General features: G+C 72.3%; 16 protein-coding genes. 6 read left to right on the top strand and 10 right to left on the bottom strand.

Annotated features, from left to right (window positions below):
- Positions 1–16: 16 nt before the first annotated feature.
- Genes ACLIBK_RS01025 through dapD form a run of 3 tightly spaced genes read right to left on the bottom strand, consistent with a single transcriptional unit; the run spans position 17 to position 2596 of the window.
- A complete protein-coding gene (locus ACLIBK_RS01025; protein ID WP_415385346.1) occupies positions 17–565 on the bottom strand; it encodes a hypothetical protein in 549 nt (182 codons plus the stop codon).
- 50 nt (positions 566–615) lie between these two features.
- On the bottom strand, positions 616–1743 hold the full coding sequence (gene dapE, locus ACLIBK_RS01020; RefSeq protein WP_415385345.1) for a succinyl-diaminopimelate desuccinylase: 1128 nt from the start codon (positions 1741–1743) through the stop codon (positions 616–618).
- 13 nt (positions 1744–1756) lie between these two features.
- Positions 1757–2596 (bottom strand): 2,3,4,5-tetrahydropyridine-2,6-dicarboxylate N-succinyltransferase, encoded by an 840-nt coding sequence (dapD, locus tag ACLIBK_RS01015; RefSeq protein ID WP_415385344.1) that lies wholly within the window; start codon positions 2594–2596, stop codon positions 1757–1759.
- Positions 2597–2716: 120 nt separating this feature from the next.
- On the opposite strand from dapD, the gene ACLIBK_RS01010 reads away from it, so the two are divergent.
- Together ACLIBK_RS01010 and ACLIBK_RS01005 are read left to right on the top strand one after the other, a co-directional pair.
- A complete protein-coding gene (locus tag ACLIBK_RS01010; RefSeq protein ID WP_415385343.1) occupies positions 2717–4084 on the top strand; it encodes a diguanylate cyclase domain-containing protein in 1368 nt (455 codons plus the stop codon).
- Positions 4081–5232 carry a DUF2336 domain-containing protein gene (locus ACLIBK_RS01005; protein ID WP_415385342.1) on the top strand — a complete coding sequence of 384 codons (1152 nt, stop codon included), beginning with the start codon at positions 4081–4083 and terminating at the stop codon, positions 5230–5232. The genes ACLIBK_RS01010 and ACLIBK_RS01005 overlap by 4 nt, the downstream gene beginning before the upstream one ends.
- A gap of 81 nt (positions 5233–5313) precedes the next feature.
- Here ACLIBK_RS01005 and argB read toward each other — a convergent pair whose 3' ends face one another.
- The 6 genes from argB to rpmH all read right to left on the bottom strand — a co-directional run bounded on the left by argB (position 5314) and on the right by rpmH (position 9555).
- On the bottom strand, positions 5314–6174 hold the full coding sequence (argB, locus tag ACLIBK_RS01000) for an acetylglutamate kinase (RefSeq protein ID WP_415385557.1): 861 nt from the start codon (positions 6172–6174) through the stop codon (positions 5314–5316).
- A 136-nt stretch (positions 6175–6310) separates the two neighbouring features.
- Positions 6311–6973 (bottom strand): ribosome biogenesis GTP-binding protein YihA/YsxC, encoded by a 663-nt coding sequence (yihA, locus tag ACLIBK_RS00995; RefSeq protein ID WP_415385341.1) that lies wholly within the window; start codon positions 6971–6973, stop codon positions 6311–6313.
- An 11-nt stretch (positions 6974–6984) separates the two neighbouring features.
- A complete protein-coding gene (yidC, locus tag ACLIBK_RS00990; RefSeq protein WP_415385340.1) occupies positions 6985–8751 on the bottom strand; it encodes a membrane protein insertase YidC in 1767 nt (588 codons plus the stop codon).
- A 3-nt stretch (positions 8752–8754) separates the two neighbouring features.
- The gene (yidD, locus tag ACLIBK_RS00985; protein ID WP_415385339.1) at positions 8755–8991 is read right to left on the bottom strand and encodes a membrane protein insertion efficiency factor YidD; all 237 of its coding nucleotides are present in this window, start codon (positions 8989–8991) and stop codon (positions 8755–8757) included.
- Positions 8988–9392 (bottom strand): ribonuclease P protein component, encoded by a 405-nt coding sequence (gene rnpA, locus ACLIBK_RS00980; RefSeq protein ID WP_415385338.1) that lies wholly within the window; start codon positions 9390–9392, stop codon positions 8988–8990. The genes yidD and rnpA overlap by 4 nt, the downstream gene beginning before the upstream one ends.
- Positions 9393–9420: 28 nt before the next feature.
- A complete protein-coding gene (gene rpmH, locus ACLIBK_RS00975) occupies positions 9421–9555 on the bottom strand; it encodes a 50S ribosomal protein L34 (RefSeq protein ID WP_415385337.1) in 135 nt (44 codons plus the stop codon).
- A 290-nt stretch (positions 9556–9845) separates the two neighbouring features.
- Here rpmH and ACLIBK_RS00970 point away from each other — a divergent pair, with 290 nt between their 5' ends.
- Both ACLIBK_RS00970 and ACLIBK_RS00965 read left to right on the top strand, forming a co-directional pair.
- Positions 9846–11273, top strand: a complete 1428-nt coding sequence (locus ACLIBK_RS00970) for an FAD-dependent oxidoreductase (RefSeq protein ID WP_415385336.1) — start codon at positions 9846–9848, stop codon at positions 11271–11273.
- A gap of 38 nt (positions 11274–11311) precedes the next feature.
- Entirely contained in the window at positions 11312–12103 is a 792-nt protein-coding gene (locus ACLIBK_RS00965; protein WP_415385335.1) for a 3-hydroxybutyrate dehydrogenase, read from the top strand.
- A gap of 45 nt (positions 12104–12148) precedes the next feature.
- Here the strand turns inward: ACLIBK_RS00965 and ACLIBK_RS00960 are convergent, their stop codons facing one another.
- The gene (locus ACLIBK_RS00960) at positions 12149–13369 is read right to left on the bottom strand and encodes a class I SAM-dependent rRNA methyltransferase (RefSeq protein ID WP_415385334.1); all 1221 of its coding nucleotides are present in this window, start codon (positions 13367–13369) and stop codon (positions 12149–12151) included.
- Between the two features lie 194 nt (positions 13370–13563).
- Between ACLIBK_RS00960 and ACLIBK_RS00955 the strand changes: the two genes are divergently transcribed.
- Together ACLIBK_RS00955 and ACLIBK_RS00950 are read left to right on the top strand one after the other, a co-directional pair.
- Positions 13564–14319: a peptidoglycan-binding protein gene (locus ACLIBK_RS00955; RefSeq protein WP_415385333.1), complete on the top strand. Its 756-nt coding sequence runs from the start codon at positions 13564–13566 to the stop codon at positions 14317–14319.
- Positions 14320–14399: 80 nt separating this feature from the next.
- Positions 14400–15038, top strand: a complete 639-nt coding sequence (locus tag ACLIBK_RS00950; RefSeq protein ID WP_415385332.1) for a glutathione S-transferase family protein — start codon at positions 14400–14402, stop codon at positions 15036–15038.
- Positions 15039–15054 lie beyond the last annotated feature (16 nt).

Here is a 15054-nt window from a genome sequence, read left to right as displayed (position 1 = left end):
CGGCGATGCCGTCGGGTCAGCGCGGGAGGCCGCGGGCCAGCGCGTCCACGGTGCCGTTGAGCAACAGGCTGATCACGAGGTCCAGTGCCACCACGACCAGCGCCGGCCCCTTGTGCAGCCGCAGCCCGATGCGCGCCACGAACCACTCCAGCCACAGCACGTAGCCGAACACGGCGAGCTGCGCGGCATTGGCCACCGGGCCGTCGGGGATCAGGCTGATCAGCACGAGCAGTGCGTACTGGCCCAGGCTCATCCAGTTCCAGGCCGCCAGGAAGCGCGGCCAGAGCGGCGCGCGGCCCCAGGCGGCGGCGAGCCGTTGGGACGCCAGCGCGAACCCGCTCCAGGCGGCGGCGTAGGCGGCCAGTTCCGCGATCCAGCGACGGGTCGGGTCGCCCTCCGCCAGGGTGGGATCCGACAGGCGCAGCAGCACGAAAATGGGCAGGCAGATCGCCGCCGCCCAGAAGGAACGCGCCGCGCCGCTGCGCGACAAGGAGGCGAAGAGCAGCCCCTCGACCCGCCCGCGCATCAGCAGCAGCGTCGCGCGCAGGCCGCAGACCAGCTGCACCGCCAGCGTCGGTTCTGCCGGCGAAGCCGGATCGGGCGGCGCGGGAGCGTTCAGCCCAGGCACTCCGCCACCACGGCGGCGTAGAGCGTCGCCAGGGCGCGCAGTTCCGCCACGGGGGTGCGCTCGTCCAGCTGGTGCATGGTGGTGCCGACGGCGCCCAGTTCCGCCACCGGGCAGTAGCGCGCCACGAAGCGGGCATCGGAGGTGCCGCCGCCGGTGTCCAGGCGCGGCTCTTCCCCGGTGATGGCGCGCACGGCCCGGCGCAGCGCGTCCACGAAGGGACCGGGGCGGGTCAGGAAGGCCTCGCCGGAACAGTCCAGGGACAGGTCGTGCCGGGGTGCCTCCGCGGCCAGGGCTTCGCGCAGCAGGACTTCCAGGCTGGCCGCCGTGTGGAGGTCGTTGAAGCGGATGTTCAGCCCGGCCCTTGCGGCCGCGGGGATGACGTTGGTGGCGGGATTGCCGACATCGATCCCGGTCACCTGCAGCGAGGAGGGCTGGAACCATTCCGTGCCCTCGTCCAACGGCGCCGCCGTGAGCCGGCCGAGGGCGCGGATCATCCGGTGCACGGGGTTGTCGGCGCGCTGCGGGTAGGCGACGTGGCCCTGGGTGCCGTGCACGGTGATGGCGGCGTTCAGGCTGCCGCGGCGGCCAATCTTGATCGTGTCGCCCAGCCGCGCGGTGGAGGTGGGTTCGCCCACCAGGCACATGTCGGGGACGTGTCCGTGGGTGGCCATCCAGTCCAGCACGCGTACCGTGCCGTCGCGGGCAGGCCCTTCCTCGTCGCCGGTGATCAGGAAGCTGAGGCTGCCGCGCGCTTGCGGCGCCGCGGCGGCCGCCACCATGGCCGCCACGCCACCCTTCATGTCGGTGGCGCCGCGGCCAAAGAGCACCCCGTCCTCCACGGTTGCCGCGAAGGGATCGTGCCGCCAGCCGGCAAAGGAGCCGTCGGCTCGCTCCTCGCCGCCGGGCGGCACCACGTCCACATGGCCGGCGAAGCAGAGATGCGGCCCCGCCGCGCCGCGCCGGGCAAAGAGGTTCTCGGTCTCGTTGAAGCGCAGCCGGGTGCAGGCGAAGCCCAGCGGTTCCAGCGCCGCCTCCAGCACCGCCATCGCGCCGTCATCCCGCGGGGTGACGGAGCGGCAGCGGATCAGGGCCTGGGCGAGCGGCAGCGGGTCCATGCGGGGGCGCGGCTCAGTCGCGCAGCAGGTCGTTGATGGAAGTCTTCTCGCGCGTGCGGGCGTCCACCCGCTTCACGATCACGGCGCAGTACAGCGAAGGGCCAGGGGTGCCGTCCGGCAGGGCGCGGCCGGGCAGGCTGCCGGGCACCACCACGGAAAAGGGCGGTACGCGGCCGGTGAAGACCTCGCCCGTGGCGCGGTCGATGATCTTGGTGGAAGCGCCCAGGAACACACCCATGCTCAGCACGGAACCCTGGCCGACGATCACGCCCTCCGCCACCTCGGAGCGGGCGCCGACGAAGCAGTCGTCCTCGATCACCACGGGGTTGGCCTGCAGCGGCTCCAGCACGCCGCCAATGCCGACGCCGCCGGAGATGTGGCAGTTCTTCCCGATCTGGGCGCAGGAACCGATCGTAGCCCAGGTGTCCACCATGGTGCCGCTGTCCACATAGGCGCCCACGTTCACGAAGCTGGGCATCAGGATCACGTTGGGCGCGATAAAGGCGGAACGGCGCGCCACAGCGCCGGGCACCGCCCGGAAGCCGGCGGCGGTGAAATGGTCGGCGTTCCAGCCCTGCCACTTCAACGGCACCTTGTCCCAGGCCCCGGCGCCCTCGGCCGCACGCTGGGTGTTGTCTTCCAACCGGAAGCTGAGCAGCACGGCCTGCTTGAGCCACTGGTTGACCCACCAGCCGCCCTGCCCGTCCGGCTCGGCGACGCGGGCACGGCCGGAGTCGAGCAGTTCCAGCGATTCCTCCACCGCGGCGCGCTCGGCGCCGGCGGTGGCCGGGGACAGCTCGGCGCGGCGCTCCCAGAGGCCCTCAATGGTGGATCGCAGCGCGGATTGGTCCATGTCCCGGGGGTCCTGGCGGTGGCCGGCCCGTGTCACATCGCGGTCGGGATGCTGTCAACGTCGCCGGAACGCCGGCCGCGTTCACCGGACCTTCATCGGCGGCGCGGCATGAAGGCGAGGATGGACGGCACCGACCTCCTGCCCCCGAATGCCAGCCCGGCGCTGGCCCGGCCACTGCACGCGGCGCTGCTGGAATCGCGCGTCCGCTGGCGCGACCTCGCCACCCTGGCGGCCGACCTGTTGTTCGAGGCTGACGAGCTGGGGCGGCTGACCTTCCTGGCGCCCGACCCCCTGCTGGGACGCCCCGCGACCTCCCTGCTCGGGCAGCCGCTGGCGGCCTTGCTGGAAACGCCGGGGCCCCTGCCCTTCGACCGCGCCGCGCGCGGGCTGACCGCCTGGGTCCGGGGTGCGGATGGCAGCCGCCGCTGCTTCCGCGTCAATCTCGCGCCGTTGCGGGATGCGCAGGGCGAGGCGGTGGGGCTGCGCGGTGCGGGGGGCGACGTGTCCCGGGAAGAGGCGCAGGCCGAAGCCGCCGCGGCCGCGTTGCGCCGCTCGGCGGCGCTGGATCACTTGGTCCGCCGCGTGCGGGAGGAGCGCTCGCCCGGCGACCGCCTGCAGGCCGCGCTGCGTGCCATGCTGCCGGCCCTGGGGTGCCACGGCGTGGCCGTGCTGAGCATCGATCCCCGGATGTCGCCGACGGTGCTGCACGCCGCGGGGCAGCCAGGCCCCTTGCCGCCGGGGTTGGAAACGCTGCGCGAAGACCGCTTCCTGCTGCTGGACGGCCAGCCGCTGGCGCTGCTGCCGCACGGGGCCCAGAACGGCCAAGCCACGCTGCTCGCCGCGTGGCGCCCCATGGAGTCCCGCCCCTGGGACGCCGACGACGAGGACCTGCTGCGCTCCACCGGCGAGCTGCTGCGCGCCCTGCTGGCCAACGAGGCGCAGCAGCGGGAGCTGGAGCACCAGGCGCGCACCGACCCGCTGACCGGGCTGCTGAACCGCCGCGCCTTCCTGTTCGACCTCGACCGCCGCCTGGAGCGCCCGGGCCCCCTGGGAGCGGTGTTCTTCGTGGATCTCGACAACTTCAAGCCGGTCAACGACCTGCTGGGACACGAGATGGGCGACGCCGTGCTGCGTCGGGTGGGCGTGATTCTGCGCGACGGGGTTCGCCTTGGGGACCTCGCGGCGCGCTTCGGCGGCGACGAGTTCGCGCTCTGGCTGGACGGTGTGGACGCCACCGCGTCGGGCCTGCGCGCCGAGGGCCTGCTGCACGAGGTCGCGCGGGGGCTGGCCGACATCGTCGCGCCGGGCGCCCGGCCCCTATCGATGAGCATCGGCATCGCCCTGGCCGGGCCGGGTCGGGCGGACGCCCCTGCCAGCCTGCTGGCCCGGGCCGACACCGCCATGTACGCGGCCAAGCGCCGTGGCCCAGGTTGCTGGGTCATCGACCCGTCCTCGCCTTTCCCTCCGGTGCCGGAGACGGTGGGTTGAGTCTCCGGCACGGAGTTCTGCCGGGACGCGACCTCAACCCCTGCGGGGACGAGGCGTCGCGCACCGTGGTCGCCTCACGCCGGGAAACCGCGCCGGAGCTGCTGTTCTTCCTGGCCAATGACCCGGCGCGCAGCGTGCGGGTGGCGGTGGCGGCCAACCTCGCCACCCCCGCCATGGCCGACCGCATCCTGGCGCAGGACGAGGATGCCCGGGTCCGCAAGGTGCTGGCGGCCAAGATCGCCGCGATGGCGCCGGAGCTGGACGGGGAGACGCTGGACCGGCTGCGCCGGCAAACCTGGGAAACGCTGACGCTGCTGGTGAACGACCAGGCGGAATGCGTGCGTGCCACCATCGCCGAGATCGTGGCCGAGATGCCGGTGGCGCCGCGCGGGCTGATCCTGCAGCTCGCGCGCGACCTGCGGATGTCCGTGGCCGAGCCGATCCTGCGCCTGTCGCCGCTGCTGAGCGAGGCCGACCTCCTGGCGCTGGTGGCCGCGCCGCCTCAGCCGGAAACCCTCGCTGCCATCGCCCGACGTCCGGCCCTCAGCGAAGTGCTGTCGGATGCCATCGCTGCCAGCGCGGATGATGCGGCCATCGGCGCGCTGCTCGCCAACACGTCCGCGGCGATCCGGGAAGCCACGCTGGATGCGCTGGTGCTGCGCGCGGCGGAGCGTAGCACCTGGCACCTCGCCTTGGTGGAACGGCCCCGGCTGACGGCGCCCGCCGCCCGCGCCCTGGCGGGCTTCGTAGCGGAGGAACTGCTGCGCGTGCTGGCGGCCCGGACCGATCTCGGCCCGGAACTCGCGGAGGAGCTGCATCGCCGTCTGGCGGAACGGCTGCAACCGCCCGAACTGCCGGCCGCCGTCGGCGAGGACGGGTTCGTGCGGGCACTGGCGCACAACCTGGTGGATGACTGCATCACTGTGCTGGCCAGGCGCACCGGACTGAAGCCGCAGGGAGTGACACGCGCCTTCCAGCAGCGCAACAACAAGGCCCTGGTCAGCCTGTGCTGGCAGGCCGGACTGTCGCCGCAAGCCGCCGCGCGCCTGCAGGCCTCCGTGGCCGGGCAGGTCCTTGCTGGCGGCGACGGTTGGCCGATGAGCGAGGAGGAAATGCGCTGGCAGATCGACCTGCTGCGCCACGGCTGAGGCACGCTGGGCCGGGCCGCAGCGGCGTAGGCGCAACACGGCGGCGTGGCCAGCCCACCGGGCCGCGCCGGGCGTTGCCTGTCAGGGCTTGATCAGCGTACCCGGGCCGGACTCGGTGAAGAGTTCCGCCAGCACGGCATGCGGCACGCGCCCATCCAGGATCACCGCCCCTTCCACGCCGCCCTCGATCGCGGCGATGCAGGTTTCCACCTTGGGGATCATGCCGCCCGAGATCATGCCGTTCGCGATGCCGGCGCGGACCTCGGCCACCGTCATTTCCGGGATCAGCTGCTTGTCGCCGTCCAGCACGCCCGGCACGTCCGTCAGCATCAGCAGCCGCGCGGCGCGCAGGGCCCCGGCAATAGCGCCCGCCACGGTGTCGGCGTTGATGTTGTAGGTCTGACCGCGCTCGTCCACGCCCAGCGGTGCCACGACCGGCACGATGTCGGCGCCGATCAGCAGCCGCAGCACCCGCGTATCCACCCGGGCCGGCTCGCCCACGAAGCCGAGGTCGAGCACCTGTTCCAGGTTGCTGCCGGGGTCGCGCACCGTGCGCGTCGCCTTGCGGGCGGTGATCAGCCCGCCATCCTTGCCGCTGATGCCCACGGCCAGGGCGCCGGCACGGGTGATGGCGTCGGCGACCTGCTTGTTGACGCTGCCGGCCAGAACCATCTCGACCACGTCCACCATCTGGGCGTCGGTGACCCGCAGCCCCTGCACGAAGGTGGACTGCACGTTCAGCCGCTTGAGCATGGCGTTGATCTGCGGCCCGCCGCCATGCACCACCACGGGGTTGATGCCGACCTGTTCCAGCAGGGCGACATCGCGGCCGAAGCGGCCGGCGGCCTCCTCCTCGCCCATGGCGTGGCCGCCATACTTCACCACCACGATCTGGTCGTCGTAGCGCTTCAGGAAGGGCAGCGCGCCGGACAGGATCTCCATGCGGAGTTCCGATTCTGCGGGCGAGTCGTCGTTCACCGGGCGGTTCCCTGTCCGGAAGGCGGGCGGGCGGGCTGTAGGGGCGGCGGCGGGATGGGTCAACCCGCGGCGCCGCAGCGGCAGCCCGCGCGACGGGTGGTCAGGTCGCCGGCGCGGTGTCCGGCGGGGCAGCCAGGGCGGCGATCTCGGCGCGCAGCTCCGGGATGCCCAGCCCGTTCTCGCTGGAGGTGGTGATCACCGTGGGATGCGCGGCGGTGCGCTTCTTCACGAAGGCCGCCATCTCCTCCTGCCGCTTGTTCAGCCAGTAGGCCTTGGCGTCATCCGCCTTGGTTAGCACCAGCTGGAACGGCACCGCGGCCTCGCCCAGCAGGTCCATGGCGGCGAGGTCGGACGCCTTGGTCTCGATGCGGGCATCCATCAGCAGGATCACGCGGCGCAGGTTCGGGCGGCCGCGCAGGTAGTCGAACATCAGCCCCTGCCAGTCCGCCTTTACCGCCTTGGACGCCTGGGCGTAGCCGTAGCCGGGCATGTCCACCAGCACCAGCCGCCCGCCCAGGTCGAAGAAGTTCAGCTGCTTCGTGCGGCCGGGCGTGTTGGACACGCGGGCCAGGGTCTTCTGCCCGGTCAACGCGTTCACCAGCGACGACTTGCCGACGTTGGATCGGCCGCAGAACGCCACCTCCGGCAGGCTGGATGGCGGCAGCTTGTCGATCTGCTGCGCGGCGAAGAAGAATTCGCACGGCCGGGCAAAGAGCAGCCGGCCGGCTTCCAGCGCCGCCGCCTGCTCCTCGTCGGGCGTCATCGTCCCCGGCGTCACGTCGACGCCAAGGCCTTGGTCTGCTTGCGCTCTGCCCGCTCGTGACGGGAGATGTAGTACTGCTGCGCCACCGAGAGCAGGTTGTTCCAGCTCCAGTAGATCACCAGCCCGGCCGGGAAGCTCGCCAGCATGAAGGTGAAGATCAGCGGCATAAAGGCGAAGAGCTTGGCCTGCACGGGATCGGGCGGCGTCGGGTTCAGCTTGAACTGGACGAACATCGTGATGCCCATGATGATCGCCCAGGCCGGCATGTGCAGGAACTCGGGCGGCGTCCAGGGGATCAGGCCGAACAGCGTGAACAGGTTGGTCGGGTCCGGCGCGCTGAGGTCGCGGATCCAGCCGAAGAAGGGCGCCTGCCGCATCTCGATGGTGACGAACAGCACCTTGTAGAGTGCGAAGAAGACCGGGATCTGGATCAGGATGGGCAGGCAGCCGGAAGCCGGGTTGATCTTCTCCGTCTTGTACAGGCCCATCATCTCCTGCTGCGCCTTGGCCGGGTCGTCCTTGTTGCGCTCCTTGATCTCCTGCATCTTGGGCGCGAGATTCTTCATCCGCGCCATGGACTTGTAGGCCTTGCTGGCCAGCGGGAAGAACAGCGCCTTCAGCGCCACCGTGAAGATCAGGATGGCGATGCCGAAATTGCCGAACACCTGGAACAGCCAGTCGATCGCGTAGAAGAACGGCTTGGTCAGGAAGTAGAACCAGCCGAAGTCGATGGCCTTGTCGAAATTGGTGATGCCCAGCCCGTCGCGATAGGCGTCCAGCGTCCGCACTTCCTTGGCGCCGGCGAAGAGGCGCGTGGAGAAAGTGGCCGTGGCGCCGCTCGCGGCCTGGATCGGCGCGGGGGCGGCGAAATCCACCTGCCAGCGATCGGCCGCGGCGGCGGGCAGCCCGGCTTCCGCCGTGTGGCGGAAGGCGGCGCGCATGCGCACGGACTGGTCCGTCGGCGCGATGGCCGCCAGCCAGTACTTGTCGGTGAAGCCGGCCCAGCCGCCGGTGGTTTCCTGCTCCAGCGCCGTGCCGGCGGCACCGCCCTGCGCCTTGGCGGCGGCATCCTTGGCGGCGGCGTACTTCTCTTCCTGCAGGCGACCGTCGAGCACGCCGACGAAACCCTCGTGCAGGATGTAGTAGCCGGCGGTGGTGGGGGTGCGCTCGCGGCGCACGCGGCTCCAGGGCAGCACCTGCACCGGCTCGGCGGCGCTGTTGATGACGCGCTGCTCGGCGGTGAACATGTAGTTGCTGTCCACCGACAGCCCGATCTCGAAGACCTGGCCCTGTCCGTTGTCCCAGCGCAGCGTCACCGGCCGGTCCGGGCCGAGCGGACCCGCGCCCTGCACCGTCCAGTCCGTGTCACCGTCGGGCACGCGGGTGCGGCCGTCCGTCGCGGTCCAGCCCCACTGCGCGTAATAGGGCGCCAGCTCCTCGCGGGGCGCGAAGATGCGCACCAGCGGCGAGTTCGGCGCCACCGTTTCGCGGTAGTTCTTCAGCACGAGGTCGTCGAGCCGCGCACCGCGCAGGTTCAGGCTGCCGGACAGGCGCGGCGTGTCGATCGGCAGGTGTTCGGCCGCAGCACGGGCCGGCGACTCGTTGTTGGCGGTCGGCGCGGGCGAGGCGGTGCCGGGCGGCAGCGGCATGGTGGGTGCCGTCTGGGCCTGCTGCTGCGCCTGCTGCTGCTGCTGCACGCCGGGACGCTTCCACAGCTCGAAGCCCAACAGGATGGCGACGGAGATCGCGATCGCCAGGAGCAGTCGCTTGTTGTCCATGGTTCAATCATTCTCGCGGGCGGGGGGCACGGGATCCCAGCCGCCCGGGTTCCAGGGGTGGCAGCGCAGGATGCGCCGGGCCGTCAGCCAGGCGCCGCGGGCGCCGCCGTGCGTGGCCAGCGCTTCCAGTGCGAAGTCGCTGCAATGCGGGTGGAAGCGGCAATGGCTGCCGATGATCGGCCGCAGGCCGTAGCGGTAGGCATGCACGGCCACGGTGAGCGCCCCGGCAGCGGGTGTCATGCCGGCGGCTCCGCGAAGTCGCGGGCGGGCGCCGATGGCCGGGGCCGGGCATGGTCGCCGGAACCGCCGGGCAGAACGCCGGCCTGGCGCAACGCCCCACGGAGATCGGCGAGCAATAAGGCATAGGGCCGCCTGGCCGTACCGTCGCGCCCGAGAAGCACGAGGTCCCAGCCTTCGGGCGGCGCTCCGCCCAGGACATCCTGGGCAGCCGCGCGCAGCCGCCGCTTGGCGCGGTTGCGCACCACGGCATTGCCCAGCTTCTTGGTGGCGGTGAAGCCCACCCGCAGCGGCCCGCCCGTACCGGGTAGGGCCTGCAACCCCAGGCTGGACCGGGCGGCACGCTTGCCGCCGCTGCCGACGCGCAGGAACTCGCGCCGCCGCTTCAGCCGCGGCAGGGCCATGGTGCTGGAACCGCGGGTTGCCGCCGCGTCAGGCCGAAAGGCGCTTGCGGCCCTTGGCGCGACGGTTGACGATGACCTTGCGGCCACCGACCGTTTCCATGCGGCTGCGGAAGCCGTGCCGGCGCTTCCGGACGAGCTTGGAGGGCTGATAGGTACGCTTCACGGCACGTGGCTCCGATGCGAAGAAAGGCGGCCGGGGTTGTGGCCCGCACACCCCGGGGACGGCAACCGCAGGCCCTTGCCGAACGGGTTCGGACATCGGGCACGCGGGCAGCGCCCAGGGGCGTGGCCCGGCGCGGGTGGCGCTGTATAGGGAGGGCGTGTCCACGCCGTCAACCGATACCCCGCCGCACCGGGCCCTTCGCCTGCCCGCCGTGTGGCGGCCGGGCCGGTGGCGGCGGCCCTGAACCGCGCCGCCCCCGGGCGGCCACGCTGGAACGAGTATCCCGCCCCATGCCCGACACCGACATCGCCGTGATCGGCGCCGGCACGGCCGGCACCGCCGTGGCCACGCTGGCCGCCGCCCTGGGCCTGCGTGTCACGCTGTTTGAGCGCGACCGCATGGGCGGACGCCGCCTGCACGGCGGCGGGCTGGCCGGGCAGGCGCTGCTGCGCTGCGCGCAGGCCGCGCAGGCGATCCGCGATGGCGGCCGATTCGGGGTGCGGGCGGCGGATCTCGCGGTGGACTGGGACGCGGTGCGGGCGCATCTGCGGGCGGTGGCGGAGGCTGTGGCCCCGGAGGTTTCGGAAGCCCGCTTCGCCGGCATGGGCGTGGAGGTGGTGCGCGCCGCCGCCTATTTCGCCGGTCCCCGCAGCCTGCAGGCCGGGGGGCGCAGCTGGCGCTTCCGCCGCTGCGTGATCGCCGCCGGGTCCGAGCCGCTGGTGCCGGCCGATCTCATGGGGCTGGGCGAGGTGTCGGCGCTCACGCCCGACACGCTGCTGCAGCTGGAACAGCCGCCCGGACACCTGCTGATGCTGGGCAGCGGGCCGGAAGCCCTGGAACTGGCGCAGGCGCATGCCCGGCTCGGCTGCCTCGTCACGGTGGTGGCCGCGGAGCGCTTCGCGCCGGCGGAGGACCCGGACCTCGCCCTGGGGCTGCGGGACGCGCTGGAACGGGACGGCATCACCGTACTGGAAGGGCAGCCCGCAGTGCGGGTGGCGCGGCAGGAGCTGGGGCTGGAGCTGCTGCTGGCCGATGGGCGCCGGGTCACGGGCACGCACCTGGTGCTGGCGCTGGGCCGGGTGCCCCGGCTGGCGCCGCTGGACCTGCCGGTGGGCGGGGTGCGGTTTTCCGTGCTGGGGGTCGAGACGAACGCGGCGCTGCGCTCGCCCAGCAACCGGCGCGTCTGGGCTGCGGGCAGCGCGGCGAATCCGGCGGGCGCCGGCCCGCAGCATCCAGGGGCGACGGCAGCTGAGCATGCCGGGCTGCTGCTGCGCTCGCTGCTGTTCCAGCTGCCGGCGCGGCTTTCCGCCCGCCCCCTGCCCCGCACCACCTTCACCGCGCCGGCGCTGCTGCAGGTCGGGCTGACGGCCGAGGCGGCCGCGGCTGCCGGGCACGAGGTCCGCACGCAGCGCTTCCCGCTTTCCGCCACCGACCGTGCCGCGGCCGATGGGCTGGAAGGCGGGTTGGTGAAGCTGGTGGCGGATTCGCGCGGCCGGCTGCTCGGGGCCGGGGTGCTGGCGCCCGACGCAGCGGAGATGGCAGGGCTGCTGCAGAGGCTGGTGGCGCAGCGGTCGCGGCTTTCCGCCCTGGCAGCGCTGGCGCTTCCCTCCCCCACCCTGGCGGAAGGAACGAAGCGGGCGGCGGCGGAATTCTACGCCCCCCTGGTCACCGGCCCTTGGGCGCGCAAACTCGCGCGCCTCGCCCGGCTGCTGCCCTAGGCAGCGCCACCCCTCCCCCGATCGGAAGAACGGACCCCATGGAACGTACCCTGCAAGGCCGCACGGCCCTGGTCACCGGCTCCACCAGCGGCATCGGCCTCGGCATCGCGCAGGCCTTCGCCGCCGCGGGCGCCAAGGTCATGCTGCACGGCCTGGGCGCGCCCGGGCAGATCGATCAGGCGCGGGCCGAGTTGTTCAAGCTGATGGGCGAAGATGCCCCCTATTCCCCCGCCGACCTGTCCGACCCGCGCGAGGTGCGCAGGATGTGCGCCCAGGCGCAGGCCGAGCTCGGGCGCGTGGACATCCTGGTGAACAATGCCGGGATCCAGTTCACCGCCCCGGTGGAGGAGTTCCCGGAAGAAAAGTGGGACGCGATCATCGCGATCAACCTGTCCTCCGCCTTCCATGCCACGCGCGCGCTGCTGCCGGGGATGAAGGAAGCCGGCTGGGGCCGGGTGGTGAACATCGCCTCCGCGCATGGGCTGGTGGCCTCGCCCAACAAGGTGGCCTATGTCGCGGCCAAGCATGGGATCGTCGGCATGACCAAGGTGGTGGCGCTGGAAACCGCCCGCTCCGGCGTGACCTGCAACGCCATCTGCCCGGGCTTCGTGCGCACCCCGCTGGCGGAAAAGCAGGTCGACGCCATCATGCAGGCGCAAGGGCTGGATGCCGAGCACGCGCTGACGGACGTGCTGCTGCACAGCCAGCCCAGCAAGAAGTGGGTGGAGATCGAGGAGGTCGCGCAGATGGCGCTCTATATCTGCGGCCCCAACAGCGGCTCTCTTACCGGCGCGGCGCTGTCCGTGGACGGCGGCTGGACGGCGGGCTGACCACCGGGACGCCGGCGCGACCCGTCTGGCCGCTGGCCGGGCGGGTCAGCGCAGGTGCAGCAGCACACCCTTGAGATAGGCGCTCTCGGGCAGCAGCGGGTGCACGGGATGGTCCGGGCCGGCGCCGGTCAGGGCCAGGATGCGGGCCTCCCGCCGGGCGCGAAACACGCCGGACAGCACCACGTCGGTGAACTCGCCCGAGCCGACATGGTGCGAGCAGGAGGCGATGAACAGGATGCCGCCCGGCTCCACCAGCACGGCGGAGCGGCGGGCCAGCTGCTCATAGGCGCGCAGCGCCGCCGGGTGGTCCTTGCGCGACTTGGCGAAGGCGGGCGGGTCCGACACCACCACGCCGAAGCGACGGCCCTCGGTTCCCAGCCGGGCCAGGGTGTCCATGGCTTCCCCGCGCAGCAGTTCCACCCGGTCGCCCAGGCCGTTGCGCTCGGCGGTGTCGCGCGCCGTGGCCAGGGCGTGCTCGGAACGGTCGAGCAGGGTGACCCGGCTGGCGCCGGCGCGCGCCGCCTGCAGGCCGAAGCCGCCGGTGTGGCAGAAAGCGTCCAGCACGCTCTGCCCGCGGCTGAGGGCGGCGACGCGGGCGCGGTTCTCCCGCTGGTCGAAGAACCAGCCGGTTTTCTGTCCGCCCAGCGGGTCCACGGTGAAGGTGACGCCGCCTTCCTCGATCGTGGTGGCGGCCTCCGTGCCGTGCAGCAACCGGCTTTCCAGCGGCAATCCTTCCAAGGCGCGCACCCCGGCATCGTTGCGGGCCAGCACGGCGCGCAACGGCAGCAGGTCCAGCAGGGCTTCCAGCAGCGCGGGGGTGGCAGCCTCCATGCCGGCGGTGTTGGCCTGCAGCGCCACCACGTCGCCGTAGCGGTCCAGCACCAGGCCCGGCAGCCCATCCGCCTCGGCGTGGGCGAGGCGGTAATAGGGCACGTCGCGCAGGCGCTCCCGCAGGCTCAGCGCTTCGGCCAGGCGGGCGCGCCAGAAGCCGGCGTCGAGGCTGGCCCGCGGCTCACGCGACAGCAGCCGGGCAGCGATCAGGCTGTGCGGGTTGAAGTGGAAGGAGCCGAAGCGCGTGCCGTCGGCCGCTTCCACCGTGACGGCGCTGCCGGGCGGCAGCGCCTTGGCCGCCGGCGTCATCGCGATCTCGTTGGAGAAGACCCAGGGATGCCCCGTGCGGGCGCGGCGGTCGCGCCCGGGTAGCAGACGCAGCACCGGCCGCTCGGCCGGAAACGCCTCGGTGGAGGTGATGGGGGAAGCCGTCATGAGGCGCCGGACCATGCCGATGGGGCGGCACGCTGTCCATGCGGGGCGACCAGGCGCCCGCCTCGCCGCAGCCGGGAAGGATCGTTGAGGAGGACCGCAGGTCTCACCCGAACGGGTGATGGACGGGAATGCCCCGCCGAAATACCACGCTGCCCTCATTCATTGCCGATCATCAACATCCTTGAAGGCGTGCCATGCAGAAGGCTGCGATCCCCGGCTCCAACGGCGTCCACGTGCAATCGCTGCAGCGGGCGTTGAACGCGTCCATGAATGCCGGGCTGCTCGCCACCGGCTTCTACTGCCCCCAGACCATGCGGGCCGTGCAGGCCTGGCAGGCCAAGGTCGGGCTGCCCGCCACCGGTGCCTTCCAGTTCCCCGCCGGCGGCGGCATGCAGGGCCGCGACACGCCGCTCCGTCTGACCGCGGCCGACGGCAAGGTGCCGCTCTGGTTCGACATCGCCACCGCCGAGATCGGGGTGGAGGAGATCAAGGGCAACGGCAGCAGCCCGCGTGTCCTGGAGTACCTTCAGTCGCTGGCCAGCCACTTCAAGCGCTTCCAGTGGGAGGCCGGCATGGAGTCGGACTCCACCGCCTGGTGCGCCTGCTTCGTGAACTGGTGCCTGACCCAGGCCGGCTGCCCGGCCGGGCGCGATGCCCGGGCCTACCATTGGAAGGACTACGGCATCGGGCTGAAGGAAACCTCGCGGCGGCTGGGCGCCATCACGGTGATCAAGCTGAACAATGCCGATCCCGGGGTCACCACCTCCGGCTGCCATGTCGGCTTCCTGGCGGGATGGGGACCCACCACCATCAAGCTGCTGGGCGGCAACCAGGGCGTCGCCAACAAGGACAAGGCGAAGAGGACGGAGGGCGTCACCGTCAGCACCTTCAAGGTGCCGGCCAACGCGCAGGTGCTCGCTTATCGCTGGCCCGCCACGATCCGCCACTGAGGGTTCCGCGGCCGGAAAGGGGCTTCCGCCCACCGGCCGCCGGGGCGACCCTGCGAGCCGGTTTCGCAGGAACAAACGCCATGATCCGCGTCCATCATCTCGAGAGTTCCCGCTCCCAACGCGTGCTGTGGCTGCTGGAGGAGCTGGGCATCCCCGACTACGAGGTGGTGCGCTACGAGCGGAACCCGGCGACCATGCTGGCCCCGCCGGAGCTGCGGCAGGTGCATCCCCTCGGCAAGTCGCCGCTGATCCAGGAGGATGACGGGCCGGCCCTGGCCGAAACCGGGGCGATCATCGAGGACCTGCTGCAACGCTTCGACACCGCGGGCCGGCTGGTGCCGCTGCGCGGCACGCCGGAACATCGGCGCTACCTGCACTGGCTGCACTTCGCCGAGGGCACGGCGATGACGCCGCTGCTGCTGAAGCTCTACCTCGGCCGGCTGGGCGAGGCCGCGGGTCCGATCCTGCCGCGGGTCGAGGAGCAGATCCGCGCCCATCTCGACTACATGGAAGCTTCCCTGGCGGACGGTGGGCACTTTGCCGGCGACGCCTTCAGCGCAGCGGACGTGCAGATGAGCTTCCCCGTGGAGGTGTCCGTGGCACGGGGCGGACTGGGGCCGGACCGGCCGAAGCTGTGGAACTGGCTCGGGCGCATGCAGGCCCGCCCGGCCTACCGGCGGGCGCTGGAGCGCGGCGGGCCCTACGCCTTCGCCCGCTGAACCCCGGCGAGTCCGC

Source organism: Roseomonas sp. BN140053 (assembly GCF_047690175.1).
Taxonomy (GTDB): domain Bacteria; phylum Pseudomonadota; class Alphaproteobacteria; order Acetobacterales; family Acetobacteraceae; genus Roseomonas.
This window is presented reverse-complemented; position numbering and strand designations above follow the sequence as displayed.

What these genes read in the sequence shown, in the direction of transcription:
- ACLIBK_RS01010 (WP_415385343.1), top strand. Translation starts at nt 2,717, where the DNA reads ATGGACGGCACCGACCTCCTGCCCCCGAATGCCAGCCCGGCGCTGGCC.
- dapD (WP_415385344.1), bottom strand. Translation starts at nt 2,596, where the DNA reads ATGGACCAATCCGCGCTGCGATCCACCATTGAGGGCCTCTGGGAGCGC.
- ACLIBK_RS00965 (WP_415385335.1), top strand. Translation starts at nt 11,312, where the DNA reads ATGGAACGTACCCTGCAAGGCCGCACGGCCCTGGTCACCGGCTCCACC.
- ACLIBK_RS00950 (WP_415385332.1), top strand. Translation starts at nt 14,400, where the DNA reads ATGATCCGCGTCCATCATCTCGAGAGTTCCCGCTCCCAACGCGTGCTG.
- dapE (WP_415385345.1), bottom strand. Translation starts at nt 1,743, where the DNA reads ATGGACCCGCTGCCGCTCGCCCAGGCCCTGATCCGCTGCCGCTCCGTC.
- yidC (WP_415385340.1), bottom strand. Translation starts at nt 8,751, where the DNA reads ATGGACAACAAGCGACTGCTCCTGGCGATCGCGATCTCCGTCGCCATC.
- ACLIBK_RS00955 (WP_415385333.1), top strand. Translation starts at nt 13,564, where the DNA reads ATGCAGAAGGCTGCGATCCCCGGCTCCAACGGCGTCCACGTGCAATCG.
- yihA (WP_415385341.1), bottom strand. Translation starts at nt 6,973, where the DNA reads ATGACGCCCGACGAGGAGCAGGCGGCGGCGCTGGAAGCCGGCCGGCTG.
- argB (WP_415385557.1), bottom strand. Translation starts at nt 6,174, where the DNA reads ATGGAGATCCTGTCCGGCGCGCTGCCCTTCCTGAAGCGCTACGACGAC.
- ACLIBK_RS00970 (WP_415385336.1), top strand. Translation starts at nt 9,846, where the DNA reads ATGCCCGACACCGACATCGCCGTGATCGGCGCCGGCACGGCCGGCACC.
- ACLIBK_RS00960 (WP_415385334.1), bottom strand. Translation starts at nt 13,369, where the DNA reads ATGACGGCTTCCCCCATCACCTCCACCGAGGCGTTTCCGGCCGAGCGG.
- rnpA (WP_415385338.1), bottom strand. Translation starts at nt 9,392, where the DNA reads ATGGCCCTGCCGCGGCTGAAGCGGCGGCGCGAGTTCCTGCGCGTCGGC.
- yidD (WP_415385339.1), bottom strand. Translation starts at nt 8,991, where the DNA reads ATGACACCCGCTGCCGGGGCGCTCACCGTGGCCGTGCATGCCTACCGC.